The sequence below is a fragment of the Coleofasciculus sp. A1-SPW-01 genome (assembly GCF_040217205.1).
GTDB lineage: Bacteria > Cyanobacteriota > Cyanobacteriia > Cyanobacteriales > Coleofasciculaceae > Coleofasciculus > Coleofasciculus chthonoplastes_A.
The window spans coordinates 19,462-34,992 of record NZ_JAVJNP010000126.1; the positions used below are offsets into that span (position 1 = coordinate 19,462).

A 15,531-nucleotide genomic window follows, 5' to 3' on the forward strand; every position below is an offset into this window, starting at 1 on the left:
CGGGTGAGCGCGAAGCAACCCGGAGAGGGATAGAGGTCAAATCGACCCTTTCAATAAGGGGAGATTTGACGGTCCAGGTGAAGGCACGACGATTAACCCCGTGCTTCGCTGCAACAACTGGACTTTTTTAGCGGTAAATTGTCCTAAGCGCTTCCAGTTAATGTCACTAACTGAAACCTGTTTCTCTGTGTCTCCAGAACACCAACCGATGTAAGTTTTTCCAGCTTTTTCGGCTATAACCTTGTCACCTTTTCTGAACCCGTGTCGGGTGAGGGTGCCGCCGTATTTGCGCCGCACTCCACCCTTGGACGGAACGCACAGATGTAGCTGCCTGCGGCTGATTGGTGGTCTACGGATTACTGCAAATGGCGCGGAGGTAACGCGAACATCACCATACCAATCACCATGCTTGGCGTTATCAGAGTGCCATTCCCGCCATTGGATAAAGTTAAATACTGCCAAGGTTACGCCATCAACGGCGTGTGTAGCAGGCACAGCGCAAGCCTTGTTCTTTTTGTCTTTGGCTAATCCTAGCCACTGCCTAAGTTGACTGGTTCCATTGCCGTCCTTTTGCCATCCTTTGTGAGTTATCACCGGAGCTAACTCAGACAACCACTTAAGCATTTGTCGCTGACCCACCATTACTGGAGAAAATCCAACGCCAGACCGAGCCGACTTGCGACCGCTAGTTCTATCTACGTCAGCCATAACTAACTCGTAGTGAATGGCGCTAATTGGGAACAACTTGAACAACTCTTTGGCTATCCGTAACTCTAGCTGCTTATTGGCTCGAATTGACGGTGGGAGTTTGCCTTGCCTGCGATTATCAAACCGAGCTTGACGATGACAGCGTTTAGAGTAAGGCAGCTTCCGGTTAATCCGTCTTCCCCGTCTAGCTCGACGCATCACTCGCCGTAATTCCATCCGTTCTTTAACCGTCTTGAACGGTAAGAGAAGGTGTCCCATCCAGAGAGTAGCTAAAGCTGATTGAACCCCAATCCCCGAATATAACTTGCCAGGATCTATCCCTATGGCAATAGGTTGAGTATTTTCTCCTGTTTCAACGGTTAACTGAATGGCAAAGCATTCTAAGTCGTTGTGTACTACTTTCGCTTTACCTTCTTTAAGCCAACGTCTAGCACGGCTAGGTTTTGTGGGCATTAATGGTTTACCCGATTGGGATAAAACTGGTACTCGCAACATGGTGATAAACCTCCGAGTAAAGTAATTAGTCCCTTACCGCCATCTCAGCTAAGATGTCTTGTCTAACAACAACCCGACAAAAGGTTTTAGAGTGAGTCCGGACTAGGGAAGTATCCGAATGTCTGTGCCAAACTGAGACTCTGTGCGGTATTCAACGGTTTAACTTGCCGTTTGTCCGACAATCCCCACGCTCCACGTCAGTAGCGTGGGGATGTTGAAGGGGTATTGTGCTTCTCAATCTCGCTGCTTTCTAAGGTGGGATGATCCCGTGCTAGCTTCATCACACCGACTAGCATTAGAGCTTGAATCGAAAAGCCGATCACAATCGCGGTTAAGATCACCGCTTGGGGAACTGGATCAGAGTAAGCGCCATTTTCGACGTGGGAAATAATCCCATTTTCGACGGGAATAATCGGTGTGAATAAGGCTTCTCCTTTTCTGGATGCGATCAGCACGTAATAGGCAATAACCCCCGTACTCATCACATCCATGGAGATGATCTTCATCACCAGGTTTTTTTTCAGGATGATGCCGAAAAATCCGCACAGGATGGTGGCAAATATGCAGGCTTCTAACACGGGTATGCTGTCCTGGAAAAAGGTGCTAAAACATATATAGCACGTTTTAATAGTGCTAACCAAGGCTGACACTATTGGAAAGTGTCAATGCCAACGATAGACTCATCATGCCATATCAACGGATTGGTTTGAGCTGGGGAAGCTGGGGGAGCTGGGGGAGCTGGGGGAGCTGGGGGAGCTGGGGGAGCTGGGGGAGCTGGGGAAGATGAGGAAGGTGGAAAAGAAAAAATTGGGTGGGGAAGAAGTTAATTTATAGCACTACGCACTCTAGTTAGGACATAAAAGAAAACTTCAAATCGCTTTGACCCTGAAGTCCGAGGTGTTGCCTATTGCCTATTGCCTATTGCCTAGCGCGTAGCGCTATATCTCCCTAATCTCCCTTATGCCAATACCATCTTGAACAGAAGAATCAACCCTAGACTCATCACTCCCATGAATCCGATCAGATGCTCCAATTGCTCAAGCATACGGGGTAGTTTGAGTACCACTCGTTGAAAAATCAAAACGTATGCCAACCATCCAACGGCGATGATTGCCAGGTTTTTGGTGATATTTGCTAGGGTGTATCCTTCTAAATACATCCCGCTTGCGGCAATCAGCCCACCGAGCAGTAGTAGGATTGGAGTCCAGAAACTGGCTCGAACAGGCTTCCCTTTCCCATGGGGCAGAAGGATGAATTTGGCATACACCATCGCAGTTCCCACCGCCCCCAGGTTCATGACTATCTCTTGCCAAGGTAGGACGTTTTTCAACGTTAATACCTTCGCGCCAAAGCCGACAAATAAGGGAAAGCCCGAAATCGAGAGACTAGCCATGACTATGGCAATCCAGAGTCCAGTATGCATGGGCTGCTCTTTAAGTTCCTTAAAGTTTCGGCTGGGTAAGTTACCCGCGATCAAAAACAGCGTTGATTTCGCCAATCCATGGGCTAGGGCAAAAAAGCCACCAACTTCTGGTGCAGCGAGTATCCAACCTAATTGGGAAACGGTGCTAAACGCTAGCGTGCGCTTGGTATCTTTTTCCAAGACGGCATAACCGACTCCCAGCAGCGCAGTTCCCACACCGAATAGTCTGATAATCGGATCGATCGCCTCTACCATCAAGGCAAAGCGCACCAGGGGAAACACGCCTGTTTTCACCACCACCCCCGATAGCAGTGCAGATACGGGTGTCTCGGATTCCGAGTGGGTTAAGGGTAACCACAATCCCGATACAAAGATACCCCCTTTACTCAACAGTCCCAGAACGATCAGGGCAATTGCCTCAATGGGCGCATTGCTTAAACCCTCATAAGCAAAGGAATAATTCGCCTGATACACCAACACCGCACCCACCAGATAAAACAGCATTGCCACATTGCCGACAAACATATAACGTAAAGCCACCCAAATCGAACGATTGGTTCGGGAATAGGCAATTAACAGAAATGCGGCAATACTAATGACTTCTAACGATACGTATAAGCTGATGAGATCGGCACAGAGAAAGGCGGCATTGACACTGCCATGTAAAATAATCGTCTGTGTATAAAAGAAAGCTGACTTATTCGTGTGCCAACAATAGAGAATAACGGCGGTTGCTACTAGAGCATTGGTCAATATAAAAAAACCGCTCAATTGGTCAGCGATTAATGTAACGCCGAAACTATCCAATAATTGCAGGGTGATCGGCGCTTTAGCTACAAATAATAACTGCAACGCATATCCAACCGAAACCAGGGCGACGCCCAGTGCGAGATATCGGTCAAGTTTGGGGAACAGATAAATGCTGAACCCCACAAACATCGGTAGTGCGAGCCAGGCAATCGTCAATGTACTCATGGGGTATTTTATTTCTTAAGCTCGTTGCTTTCTAAGGTCGGATGATACCGTGCTAGCGTCTTTTTTAAGATGATGCCGCAAAATCCGCCCAGAATAGTGGCAAATAGGTAGGCGGCTAACACGGCTATGCTTTCCGGTGAAAAGGTGCTAAAACATTTATAGCACGTTTTAATAGTGCTAACCAAGACTGACACTATTGGAAAGTGTCAATATCAACGATAGACTCATACCACACCAACGGGTTGGTTTGAGCAGAGGATCGACATGATAAAACATGCAATAGCCGGATTAAAGAACCGATTCGTGGCAAGTCAATACTTAACCTCAGCCCTGAGTCACCGAATGCCGTTGGCGGCTAAAGGACTGAAGGTGTACCGCCGGAACCTTTCTACTCTTGCGATCAGGACACTAAAACCGTGACCATTTTGGATGTATCAACACCGTTTCAATTGGTTGGACGGCAAGCGCAATTCCAGCGAATCATCCAGGTGTTAGCCCATGAGGGCAACCTGTTGATTGTGGGAGTACCGGGAAGCGGACGGCGGAGTCTGGTACGGCTAGCGGCTCGGGAAGTTGGTGTGAAAATCCTGGAAGTTGACTGTATCCGGGTGACTGATGGTCAACGCTTCGTCCAATTGTTGTGCGAGAGCATCAATCAGACGTTTCTCAGTACAACGGCTCACGCTCTCATGCAAGAGTGGATCGAACACAAGGCGGCTGAATTATTTGTCCTCAAAAATAACGGACGAGGTAGAGCGCAGCTAAAACCTGTTCGGGTAAAGAGTCAACAGCAGCAATGGAAAGCATTTGAGGGATTACTGGAACTCCTACAAGAATTAGCCGAATCGACAGGTGAACGGGTGGTGCTAATTTTGGAAAGCTTTCCCCATATTCGTTCTTGGGATCGTCATGGGGTATGGGAAAATTTTTTGAAGCAAGAGATCGAGCGTCAGACTCAGGTGAGTTATGTATTAGTAGCAACGATCGCGGAAATTAGCATTCATCCCGATGAACTGGGGAATCATTTAGAAATCGTGCAGTTAGCCCCCTTAGCAGATGATGTGGTGGCGGCTTGGGCGCAGGAGGTTCTGCATGTCGAAGGGTTAACATTCGATCCGCGATCGCAAGCCTTAGAATTGTTTGTCAATGCGGTACAGGGACATTTAGGCGATGCTTCCGCACTGGTACGACGCCTCCAGTCGGTGCGAGTGGCTGACGGATTAATTCGCGATCACCACATCCAGCAGGCAATTCAAGAGCTATTATCTGACCTATCCATGGTTTTCGAGTCATTACTGATGCTGCTTCCGGCGAATCAGGCGCATCTGTTGGAATCTCTGGCGTTAGATCCGACTGACAAGCCCCAAAGTCGCGATTATATTCACAAACATTACCTATCCAGAGGGGGCAGTCTGCAAGGCGCGATCGCGGGATTACAACACAAAGGTTTAATTTACGGCTCCGAGCAAAATTATCGACTGGCTCTCCCTCTGTTGGCATTGTGGCTACGCCAGCGCTTGAGTTAATCCTTTTCTGGAGCTAGATCAGGGCACGATAGCATCGTGCCCCTACCCAATCAATTATCCCTGCCTTGGGTTGAAACTGTTGCTGCCCGATTGGATAAGAGTTTTAATAGTCCATTTTAATGGACAGTAGCTCTTAGCCCGGAGTTTGAACTCCGGGCAGGTGTAGGGACTGAATGCTATATTCAGCGTATCAGCGCCTATCTTTTAAGGTGAGATTATGACTCAAGAACTAATCGACCTCAGAACTAGCATCGTAGAAGGACGCCCCTAAACCCGCCCCTACAATTAACAAACGTACCATGGCACGCCGGGAACATGACGGCTAATTGTAGTTACATCGACTGACGCTCTAGCCAACTTGCTGCGCTTGCCAATCTTCACTCAGCACCAACTCCCTCAAATGCTTTAAAATTCCCACAACTCGATACAAGTCATTCTCCTGTCGCAACAGTGTAAATAATTCTGATAAGCCATAACTTGGTGTCTGTTGCTTAATCAACTTCACAAAGATAAAATGATTGCCATTTGTCAACAATCCAAACAGGGGAAGGGAACTAATCGGACTTGCCATCATGTAAAGTAAAGCTTGGGGTAAAGCGGTTAGTACGTCCGCTTGTTTGGGTTTTGTTTCAATTGTGGCAACCCAAAGATTGCGATAAAGTACCAGCAAATCGACTCGTCCTCGAATCACCTCATCTTCATTTTCAAATGAAATTTCCACCTGCTTTTCAGCCGCAGGAACAAAAGGCGCACGGCACAACCCTGCTATTGACAAAATCGGAGCTAACACGGCAATTTTGACTATTTCCTCATGGAGGGGATACTCAGCAAGGCTGAGGAAATCTGCCTTAGCCTGATCAAGCCAATGCTGTTCATAAGCTGTCAAATCTGGTGCTATACCCTGCCACTCTGGGAAAAAGTCATAGTCTTGAACCTGTACCAGGTTAAATCTTTCTTCTAGTTCATACAAAGCTAGATTGCTTGCCTGAATAACTTCAACCATAGATCCTTTAGATGTGTGGTGCTATCATAGCCTTTATCTTATAGTAAATTAATGTTTGTGTCGAAAAATTAATCCTCCTCACAGACTAATCTTATTTATCAAACGGCACAAGATACTGTTCAATCAATGAATTAGGTTTCAGCCTATAATTAGACAACAATTGCTCACAGCGAATAATGAGTTCATTGTCTGAGATAACCGCTTCACATAATTCAGTTAATAGTCTTCGACTATCTGTGATTAGTTCGTTAAGTTTCTCAAATGTTAATGCTTTGGAGTCAACCGTCACTGTAGCTGGTGTAGTAGCGGTATTTGGATGAACAGAAACAAGAATACCAGAAGAAAAATTGGGATAATTTTTGTTAAACCAAGCTCCTGCATTGAGGAGTTGACCATGTTGCTCCTTTGTTAATGCATTGTCTTGCTGCTTACGACTCTTGGCTTCAATTACTAGAGCTCGCTGATCATCTAGTAACCAAAGTACATCTGGTCCTTGATTATAAAGGTTGTCTGGGCGTTCTGTATGGAAACCAAGTATAGAACCTAAGTCGGCGAGAGCTTGTTCAAACTGATTGGAAGATGCTTCCGGAACTAAATGTGAAACTACTTTATCAAAATAGGTAGCATAGCCTCGACGAGGATCGTATTCGATAAGCTTACTTACAATTGCATTAGCTTGCTGACCTGGCAGTGTAAGCGGGATGTATGGTAGAGTAGTTTTCGGACGTAACAAACTTGAATTATCAGCATAGGCATACTGCTGCAATTCTTGAGCTAATTCAAAATCACCCCAATAATGAGCAATGCGTGCTGAAAATTGTTTCAGCCAACCTCTACTATTCTTCTCAATCTCTTTGTCTTGCTGACAAGCCTTGTCTAGCTTTGCAATTGCCTTTTCAAAATAACCGTCACGCAAAAGTTTAAACGCCTTACGTTCTACAGCAGCATGACTCAGTGAAGTATGATGAGCCTGAGCCGTTTCAGCTAGATCAGCCAATCTTACAGCATGATATTCCATCCAATCTTTGTCTCGATTCAAGCACAACATAATAGTCTCTCGAAACTCTTTTTCATCGGTAATATTTCTGCTGGTTTCTTCTCCAATTATAAATTGGGCAAATGTACTGCTTGTTAAAAAATTTCGGTTTGCCGAACGGCTAAGCCAAGAAATAAGATCTTTGCCTGTAATTATCACAACACAATAGTCGTTAGAACCTCTTGCACCTCTTCCCATTCCTTGTTCGATACGTTGTGCTACAGTACTGTTAAAGGCAAACCCCCCCACAAAAACACTTGCGAGATATGAATCGTACTCGCTACTCCCGCGAGGTAATCCTGAGAGAATCAATAGTCGGCAAGCTGAACCAGGAAAGTCCATTCCGTCATATCGATTAGCAAATGTCACTGGACCCCTTAACTCTCCGTCTTGAAGTTTTTTGACGAGTTCAGTCACCTTCTGAGTTGAGTTGGCTAGTTCTGCAACATCTTTCCAGGCTTGGGCAGATGAATCAGACGGTACAAGAATTACTGTCCCTACATTATTGTCTTCAGCTATCGACTTAGCTAAACCACGAAGAGTTTTTGGAATATCATCCTTTTTGGGAAACTGCATCCATTCTGGAACAAGAATCATACGTTCACTGACGCCAGCCAGTGAGTCTGACGTAATGGGTTTAGCAATTGAATCTTGCTGGGCATCAAAAGTACGCACGATAGCACTGTCATCACTAATGGTTGCAGACATAAAGATACGTCGAGGACAATCTGCAAATGTTGGAATCATATCCACTAATGGGAAAATAGGCGTAATCACAAATGCTCTGCTGCTTATTAGACAGTGACAGTAATCAAATGCATCGCGAATAAATGGCCAAACAAAGAGAAAATTATCTTGTTTACTACGCAGATAGTCACGTACTTGATTAGATTTAATATGCCAATTCCAATAAGGAATTTCCAGAATACTATTGTGTTCTTTTCCACTTACAATATCATCGAAAGTACCCACTTTTCCAAGTTCTTGGAAATCGCCACGAAACAGATTGGTTAAGTGAGCATAATCGTTAGAGTAATTTTTTCTATCAATGCTGAGGGTGAAAGAATCACGTACTGTTGAAAAAGCAACATGAGCATCGTCTAGGATTATAGCTACTGCCTTTATAATTTCTTTAGGACTGCCACTGAGTCCAAATTTGCTAAGACCATTGAAAAGAGCATTGTAGGTACAAATTAGGACACTTCTGCCTGCCAGGAAATCGTCTGGTAAATCAGCATTTTTTTGATAGACTACTGCTGGTATTCTATATTCCTGGGCTTTGGTTAAGGCTTGTTCAACAAGTTGATTAGTTGATGCTAAGTAAATAACTGGCTCATGGTGTTCGTTGAGGAGTGACTTGGCAATAAGCAAGCCGACGAGGGTTTTGCCACCTCCAGTAGGTAACTTAATAACGAGATCGCGTTCATTTCGACGCTTAAACCATTCTTCTAGAACTTGGGTTTGACTTCCATATAAACCCGAAATGTTGGGTGGTTTGGGTGTGCGTTCAAAGATGTCAATTGGGTTTATAACGTTAGCTTGAGCTTTAGATTCACGTAACTTTTTAAAATCTACCATAGTTGTGACCGCCTCTTCTATAGATTCTATTAAGCATATCTTAGGTTTTTTGCTTCACAATCGCCTCATTTAAAGACGCGATCGCACTCCCTTCATCCTCTACCTTTCTCTCACATCGGCAAATCCCGTCGAGGATTAAACCGTTCTATTTCTAACAATTTCTCATACAGTTCTCGCGCTTCGGGACTTGGTGTTTTCGGCACGACAATTTGAATTTCAACTAACTGATCACCCCGTTCCCCTTCTCTCGGATACCCCTTATTCGCGAGGCGTAATCGTTGACCTGACTGCACCCCCGCCGGAATATTCATTTTCACGCGCCCATCCAGAGTTGGTACGTCTACAGGAGTTCCTAAAACGGCTTCGGCTGCTGTCACGGGTAACTGGCAAATAATATCTGACCCTCTCAGCTTGAAGAACGGATGGGGCGAAACCGTAATAATTAAAAATAAATCCCCACCAGCGATGCCTTGACTCTTGAGGCGAACTCGCTGATTCGTGACCATATTTCCGGGTAATTCAACTTCTAAGGATCGACCATCTTCGAGGCGGATTCGCTCAATTCCCCCGGTATAGGCTTTTTCTAACGGCAATGTTAATCGCGCCTCTACATTTTTCGGCTGGGCGCTAGAATTAGCTCTATAAGCTGTTTTCCGGGTTCCAGGACGAAACGAATCTGAGGACTCAACTCGCCCCCCTGTCCGTTCCGTTCCCATACCAGGACGAGGCGGACGGCGTCCTAGAAGTTGTTCAACAAAGCTGTTAAAGTCACCAAACTCACTATAGTCCACTTCTTGGCTAGAAGTACGCCCCCGACCATTACGGGAGAAGGTGGTTCTGACTGGACTGGTTTTCGCCGCCTTACGGGTAAATCCTTTCTTCTTAAAGAAATTGCCAACCTGATCATACTGCGATCGCCTGCTTGGATCAGACAGAACTTCGTTGGCTTCGTTAATATCCTTAAACCGTTCCTCAGCCGTCTTATCCCCTGGATTCACATCCGGGTGATATTTACGGGCGAGTCGCCGAAATGCTTTTTTTATCTCATCATTGGATGCATCGGGGGTAACTCCTAAAATCTCGTAATAATTCCGAAAGTTTTGCATTGTCGTTAGTCATTGGTCATTGGTCATTGGTCATTGGTCATTGGTCAAATAGTTCTTGCCCCTAAACACCGGGCGGGTTTTGCTGCCAAGCTAGGGACGACAATCAATATTAGTCCCTAAACCCGCCCCTACACACCGGGCGGGTTTTGCCGCCAAGCTAGGGACGACAATCAATATTAGTCCCTAAACCCGCCCCTACACACTCAACACTATTTAAAACCAATCATCATCCTCTTCATCCCAATCATTTTCTAAGGGGGCGGAACGGACATCGCGACGGGAATAACTTCTGGGTCTTTCGTAATCGCGTTGGCGACTGGATCGACCTGTCCCTACACCATAATCATACGGATCACGGGGTTCACGCGGTTCACGCCGTCTGGGTTCCCAATAAGCATCGTCTTCGTCTTCTCCGGTGAAGACACGGCGAATTGATCCAAAAAAGTCATCATCCTCATCTTCGGCGTAAGCTAACCGTACCTCCCGTTTGAGTTCATAGAGAGTATCTTGTAAATCTGACTGCGCCCGGTCAATCGCCCGATCATCATTTTGGGCGATCGCGTCTCGGAGTTCCAATACTAGGGCTTCAATCCGCCGCCGATACGCACTGGCAAATTGGGTGCCAAAATCCAGGGTCACTTCCTTGAGTTGACGTTCCGCATCCGTCGCCATGGTTTCGGCGCGGTTGCGCTTCTCTACCCGTTCCCGACGTTGACGATCTAATTGGGCATTTTCCTCGGCGTCGCGAATCATCTGTTGCACTTGCGACTCATTTAAGGTTGATGCACCTTGGATTGTCACACTTTGCTCCCGTCCCGTGGTTTTATCCAAGGCGGTTACCTGTAAAATCCCATTGGCGTCAATATCAAACGCCACTTGCACTTGGGGAACGCCTCGGGGCGCAGGCGGAATTCCGGTCAGCTTAAATCGTCCCAGGGATTTGTTATCATTTGCCATTTCCCGTTCCCCTTGCAGGACATGAATTTCTACCAGGGTTTGATTATTTTCGCTCGTAGAAAAGATATCCGATCGCCGCACCGGGATCGTCGTATTCCGGGGGATCAACTTTTTCATCACCCCACCAATGGTTTCCAATCCCATCGATAACGGCGTCACATCCAGCAACAGCACATCCTTGACTTCATTACTCAGGATACCCGCTTGAATGGCTGCGCCGACGGACACTACTTCATCGGGATTCACATTTTGATTCGGTTCTTTGTCAATCAAACTCCGAACCAATTGCTGAACTAAGGGAATCCGAGTCGAACCCCCAACCAAAACCACCTCATCAATTTGTACAGGCGTCAATCCCGCATCTTTGAAGGCGCGTTTCAGGGGACGACGTAAACGACTCACCAATTCCCCACACAATCCCTCAAACTGGGGACGAGTCAGTCGGGTTTCCAGATGTTTAGGTCCATCTGCGGTGGCGGTGATAAAGGGTAAATTAATCTCCGTCACCCCCACCCCCGAAAGCTCAATCTTGGCTTTTTCAGCAGCTTCCATCAATCGCTGGAGGGCTTGGCGATCGCGGCGTAAATCCACGCCTTCGGCTTCCAGGAACTGTTCAGCTAGCCAATCCACAATTTTGCGGTCAAAATCATTTCCCCCCAATTGGGTATCCCCACTGGTGGCTTTAACCTCAAAAACACCATCCCCCACATCTAGAATCGAAACATCAAACGTACCACCGCCCAAATCAAAGACTAAAATCGTCTGACTGTCTTCCCGATCCAACCCATACGCCAAGGATGCGGCTGTGGGTTCATTGAGAATTCGCAACACCTCCAACCCCGCAATCCGCCCCGCATCTCGCGTCGCTTGTCGTTGAGAATCATTAAAATAAGCGGGAACCGTAATCACCGCCCCCGTCACCTCTTCACCCAGATAGCGAGTCGCCTCATCCGCCAACTTCCGTAGTACCATCGCCGAAATCTCTTCCGGGAAAAATTCCTGCTTCAGGCGGGGACAGCGAATTTTAATCGCGTCTTCTGGATCACGGCGAATCGTATAGGGGACGCGCTTAGACTCAGGATTGAGTTCGCTATATCGACGCCCTACAAAGCGCTTAATCCCATAAAACGTATTTTGGGGATTCAGAACCCCTTGGCGGCGTGCCATTTGTCCGACTAAGCGTTCCCCCTCCTTACTAAACGCCACCACAGAAGGGGTTGTCCGCATACCTTCTGCATTAGCAATGACAACCGGCTTGCCACCCTCCATGACGGCTACCACAGAGTTTGTTGTCCCTAGGTCAATGCCGACTACCTTGCCCATGCGTACTTTTGTCTCCTCTCGCTGTTAATGCCAAATCGCTGAATACAATAACTTTAGAGATTTTAATGGATAGTTGACCAGAGGAAGTGCGATCGCTGGTCATTTTACCTATTCTATCGTGAGGAAGAGGGGGAGCAATGTAGAGACAGGATGCAAGAAGCGTCTGGGAGCAGAGGATCGTAGGTTGGGTCCTTGGAACGAAACCCAACCTACGATAGGTCTATCGTACCAAGGCGCGATCGCGTCGCTTTTCACTAGAATGGAGTATATAATTTGCCGTCTCACCTTGCAGGCGATCCCCATGGTACAAGCACTCTCCCAACCACTAACATTGCCAGAATTTCTGCAACTGCCACAAACCAAACCCGCCAGTGAATATATCAATGGAGAAATCATCCAAAAGCCCATGCCAAAGGGACGACATAGCCGCTTGCAAGGAAAACTCTGCGCCACTATCAATCAAGTTGCAGAGGAGGCAAAAATCGCCTATGCTTTTCCAGAATTAAGATGTAGTTTTGGTGTACGATCCATCGTTCCAGATGTTGCAGTTTTTCAGTGGGAACGTATCCCTTTCACGGCTGAAGGTAACGTTCCCGATAACTTTGACCTTCCCCCAGATTGGACTATAGAAATTATTTCCCCCGAACAACGACCCAACAAAGTGTTGGGAAATATCCTTTATTGTCTAGAATATGGGAGTCGCTTAGGTTGGTTTGTTGACCCAGACGATCTCAGCATTTTGTGCCTACAACCGCAGCAGCCACCTGTATTATGTCAGGGAGAACAAGCCCTTCCAGTTTTGCCCGATCTAAAATTAACCCTCACCGTCAACCAGGTGTTTGATTGGTTAAAAATGGGGTAATCCGTTTTGATTCATAGACGATGGTGATAGCTTTGTAGCGTTGTAGCATTGTAGGTTGGGTTGAGGCACGAAACCCAACATTCAATCATGCCATAAACTTTGCTATGCCATTGGTGGTGCTCTGTTTAAAGATCTTAAACTAATACCCAAAATGATCCGGCTGTTTATTCCCTTAAGATAGATACAAGCCAAATCAAGCTGACCCATGGATGGGATCAATAACAATGGTTGCGATCGCAAAAAAAATCCTGACCTTCGAGGAATTTCTCAACTGGGATGACGGCTCCGGTAGGTCATTCGAGCTTTTCCAAGGAGTTGCTATGCCCCTCAGTGAACCCACAGCCAAACATGAAGACGTTGTTGATGGGCTTTGTCGTCTCCTGAACAATCACTGTCAAGGCTTGAATCTGCCTTATATTCCCCGTCAGAGCAAACAAGTCCAGTTGAATAACGTCCCCGGTGAAAATGAGTCCAGTCGTAAAGCTGATATTGTCGTATTCACCAAAGAAGAATGGCAAAGAATGCGTCAAACTTCAGCATCCGCAGCAGCATACATACCACCACCCCTGGTTATTGAAGTTGTTAGCACTAATTGGCGGGACGATTACCGGATTAAATTAAATGAATACGAAACACTAGGAATTCTGGAATACTGGATCGTTGATTATGCCGGATTGGGAGGAATTCAATATATTGGATCTCCTAAACAACCCACTGTAACGATCAATCGTTTAATTGACGATGAATACCAGGCAGTACGATATCAAGGAGACGTGAAAATTATGTCCCCCCTGTTTCCTCTGTTAGAACTAACAACGCTTCAAATTGTGGCTATGACACAAGAGTAATCAGTTAAAATCCAAATCATCCTCTCAAGATGAGAGAACTAACTTTTCTGTGTAATCAGTGTCAATAAGTTCTCTTATGCCTACCTACATCTGGACAATAAATCCGTGAAATCAGTGTTTTGACCAATGACAAAATAATCTAAATCCAAGAACGGAACCACATTCGCAGTTGATGACCCTCAGGAGATAGAGGTAATCCTAAATAAATCGGCAACCAAAATACGAATGCCAACAGAATTAAACTGATAACCGTTATCGCCGCGATTTGCCAAGATTCTTGCTCTCGATGTAGCCAACGGTCAATCAGCCAAGCTAACCCTAACCCAGAAAACACAGAAGCTCCCATATAGTGGTATAAAAATGTACAGCGACTGACCCCAATCCAAGGTAATAACTGAGCCAGCCAGTTAAGACCTAAATAGAGACTAATATAATTCACAGTTGTGGGCGGAAAATATCCACGCATTCCTGACCAAATACGCTGTAGCAACAGCAACAGTAACAATAAAATGGCTGCTGTTGATAACCACCAAAGGATAGGATTTCCCATCGCATGGACATCATAAATCACCTGACCATATCCCTTAGGTAACGGAGGGTAAGCCGGGACTTGTTCGCGGGTACTCTGGGCAGTTTGGTAAAAGTAAGCCACAGGTCGCAGCATAATTAGCCAAGTGTACCATTTAGAACAGTAGGGATGAACATCGGGTCCACTACCGATTTTTTCGTGAAACGTCAAAATTCTATAGTGGGCTTCCAAAAATCCCGGTTGGGGATTCATTATTAGGTGTGGAATCCAGAGTAAGCTATAGGTTAGTGCTGGAATTAGAGCAAAATTTCCTAAAAATTGAATCCCGTTTAATTGAGTTAGATTAACTAAGGGAGTTTTAAGTATTGAGTGTTGAGTGTTGCCCCTTCGCTTCGCTGTAGTGCATGGTTTGTCGCGGCGGTTTTCACTACTATCGTCTCGTTTTGACCTAGATGCAAATAAACCCGCCCCAACCCAAGGTTTAAATTTTGAACTATCTCCTCTCCCCTGAAGCAACCAAGCGATTCCCCACAGAAGATAAATCCCGAATAAAAACCATAAGCCATTCCATTTAATACAAGCAGACGCGCCGAAAAAAGCCCCCGATAATGCCAAAATTATCCAGCGTTTCGACTGAGATTGATTGAGTGCGATTAACAAACATAAATTCCCCAATAATCCCAAAATAACCAAATAGACATTATTCAGTGCGTAGCGAGACTCAACTAAAAATAGACCATCCGCCCCGGCTAACAAAGCGGCGATTAACGCATAGCTGCGACGCCGATTAAGCTGATAGGCAATTCCGGCGACAACTAAGGGGATAAACGAACCCGTGAGCGCATTCAGCCAACGATAACTCCAGGTTGATCGTAATGAACCCGCCAAACCATTCATGGACTGCTGATCCCAGGGAAAATGAGAACCCAGCCACATCCCGATCGCGATAATATATTGGCTCAAGGGCGGGTGGGCATTGAAAAAGTCTATTCCGGTTAAATAGTTATTGGCAAATTTGGCATAATACACCTCGTCAAATACCAGCATATTAAATCGACCTAATCCCCAAGATCGAAGTAGGACTGAGGCTAAAAAAATAGCGATTAATCCAAGGCGAAACCAATACGTTGATAAGTGATATAATTTATGATTCCCAATCATA

General features: G+C 45.9%; 11 protein-coding genes. 3 read left to right on the forward strand and 8 right to left on the reverse strand.

The window, feature by feature from the left end:
- Positions 1-36: 36 nt before the first annotated feature.
- The 3 genes from RH949_RS18750 to RH949_RS18760 all read right to left on the reverse strand — a co-directional run bounded on the left by RH949_RS18750 (position 37) and on the right by RH949_RS18760 (position 3,601).
- Positions 37-1,203, reverse strand: coding sequence for an RRXRR domain-containing protein (locus RH949_RS18750; RefSeq protein ID WP_446355200.1), 1,167 nt, complete (start codon positions 1,201-1,203; stop codon positions 37-39).
- 197 nt (positions 1,204-1,400) lie between these two features.
- A complete protein-coding gene (locus RH949_RS18755) occupies positions 1,401-1,781 on the reverse strand; it encodes a cation:proton antiporter subunit C (protein ID WP_446355202.1) in 381 nt (126 codons plus the stop codon).
- A 380-nt stretch (positions 1,782-2,161) separates the two neighbouring features.
- Positions 2,162-3,601, reverse strand: a complete 1,440-nt coding sequence (locus tag RH949_RS18760) for a cation:proton antiporter (protein ID WP_044204145.1) — start codon at positions 3,599-3,601, stop codon at positions 2,162-2,164.
- Positions 3,602-4,017: 416 nt separating this feature from the next.
- Between RH949_RS18760 and RH949_RS18765 the strand changes: the two genes are divergently transcribed.
- Positions 4,018-5,127: an AAA family ATPase gene (locus RH949_RS18765; protein ID WP_446355205.1), complete on the forward strand. Its 1,110-nt coding sequence runs from the start codon at positions 4,018-4,020 to the stop codon at positions 5,125-5,127.
- 349 nt (positions 5,128-5,476) lie between these two features.
- Here RH949_RS18765 and RH949_RS18770 read toward each other — a convergent pair whose 3' ends face one another.
- The 4 genes from RH949_RS18770 to dnaK all read right to left on the reverse strand — a co-directional run bounded on the left by RH949_RS18770 (position 5,477) and on the right by dnaK (position 12,130).
- Entirely contained in the window at positions 5,477-6,130 is a 654-nt protein-coding gene (locus RH949_RS18770; RefSeq protein ID WP_446355207.1) for a restriction endonuclease subunit R, read from the reverse strand.
- Between the two features lie 91 nt (positions 6,131-6,221).
- Positions 6,222-8,744, reverse strand: a complete 2,523-nt coding sequence (locus RH949_RS18775; protein ID WP_446355209.1) for a DEAD/DEAH box helicase family protein — start codon at positions 8,742-8,744, stop codon at positions 6,222-6,224.
- Between the two features lie 110 nt (positions 8,745-8,854).
- Positions 8,855-9,850 carry a DnaJ C-terminal domain-containing protein gene (locus tag RH949_RS18780; protein ID WP_446355211.1) on the reverse strand — a complete coding sequence of 332 codons (996 nt, stop codon included), beginning with the start codon at positions 9,848-9,850 and terminating at the stop codon, positions 8,855-8,857.
- A gap of 213 nt (positions 9,851-10,063) precedes the next feature.
- A complete protein-coding gene (gene dnaK, locus RH949_RS18785) occupies positions 10,064-12,130 on the reverse strand; it encodes a molecular chaperone DnaK (RefSeq protein WP_446355213.1) in 2,067 nt (688 codons plus the stop codon).
- A 301-nt stretch (positions 12,131-12,431) separates the two neighbouring features.
- On the opposite strand from dnaK, the gene RH949_RS18790 reads away from it, so the two are divergent.
- Positions 12,432-12,992: a Uma2 family endonuclease gene (locus tag RH949_RS18790; RefSeq protein ID WP_446355314.1), complete on the forward strand. Its 561-nt coding sequence runs from the start codon at positions 12,432-12,434 to the stop codon at positions 12,990-12,992.
- Between the two features lie 224 nt (positions 12,993-13,216).
- Positions 13,217-13,840, forward strand: coding sequence for a Uma2 family endonuclease (locus RH949_RS18795; protein ID WP_446355316.1), 624 nt, complete (start codon positions 13,217-13,219; stop codon positions 13,838-13,840).
- A 139-nt stretch (positions 13,841-13,979) separates the two neighbouring features.
- Here RH949_RS18795 and RH949_RS18800 read toward each other — a convergent pair whose 3' ends face one another.
- Complete coding sequence (locus RH949_RS18800) at positions 13,980-15,530, reverse strand: dolichyl-phosphate-mannose--protein mannosyltransferase (RefSeq protein ID WP_446355215.1); 1,551 nt, start codon at positions 15,528-15,530, stop codon at positions 13,980-13,982.
- Position 15,531 lies beyond the last annotated feature (1 nt).

Bases quoted from the DNA above. Each gene is read 5' to 3' on its own strand.
- RH949_RS18790 (WP_446355314.1), top strand. From the start codon at position 12,432: ATGGTACAAGCACTCTCCCAACCACTAACATTGCCAGAATTTCTGCAA.
- dnaK (WP_446355213.1), bottom strand. From the start codon at position 12,130: ATGGGCAAGGTAGTCGGCATTGACCTAGGGACAACAAACTCTGTGGTA.
- RH949_RS18770 (WP_446355207.1), bottom strand. From the start codon at position 6,130: ATGGTTGAAGTTATTCAGGCAAGCAATCTAGCTTTGTATGAACTAGAA.
- RH949_RS18775 (WP_446355209.1), bottom strand. From the start codon at position 8,744: ATGGTAGATTTTAAAAAGTTACGTGAATCTAAAGCTCAAGCTAACGTT.
- RH949_RS18760 (WP_044204145.1), bottom strand. From the start codon at position 3,601: ATGAGTACATTGACGATTGCCTGGCTCGCACTACCGATGTTTGTGGGG.
- RH949_RS18780 (WP_446355211.1), bottom strand. From the start codon at position 9,850: ATGCAAAACTTTCGGAATTATTACGAGATTTTAGGAGTTACCCCCGAT.
- RH949_RS18800 (WP_446355215.1), bottom strand. From the start codon at position 15,530: ATGATTGGGAATCATAAATTATATCACTTATCAACGTATTGGTTTCGC.
- RH949_RS18795 (WP_446355316.1), top strand. From the start codon at position 13,217: ATGGTTGCGATCGCAAAAAAAATCCTGACCTTCGAGGAATTTCTCAAC.
- RH949_RS18750 (WP_446355200.1), bottom strand. From the start codon at position 1,203: ATGTTGCGAGTACCAGTTTTATCCCAATCGGGTAAACCATTAATGCCC.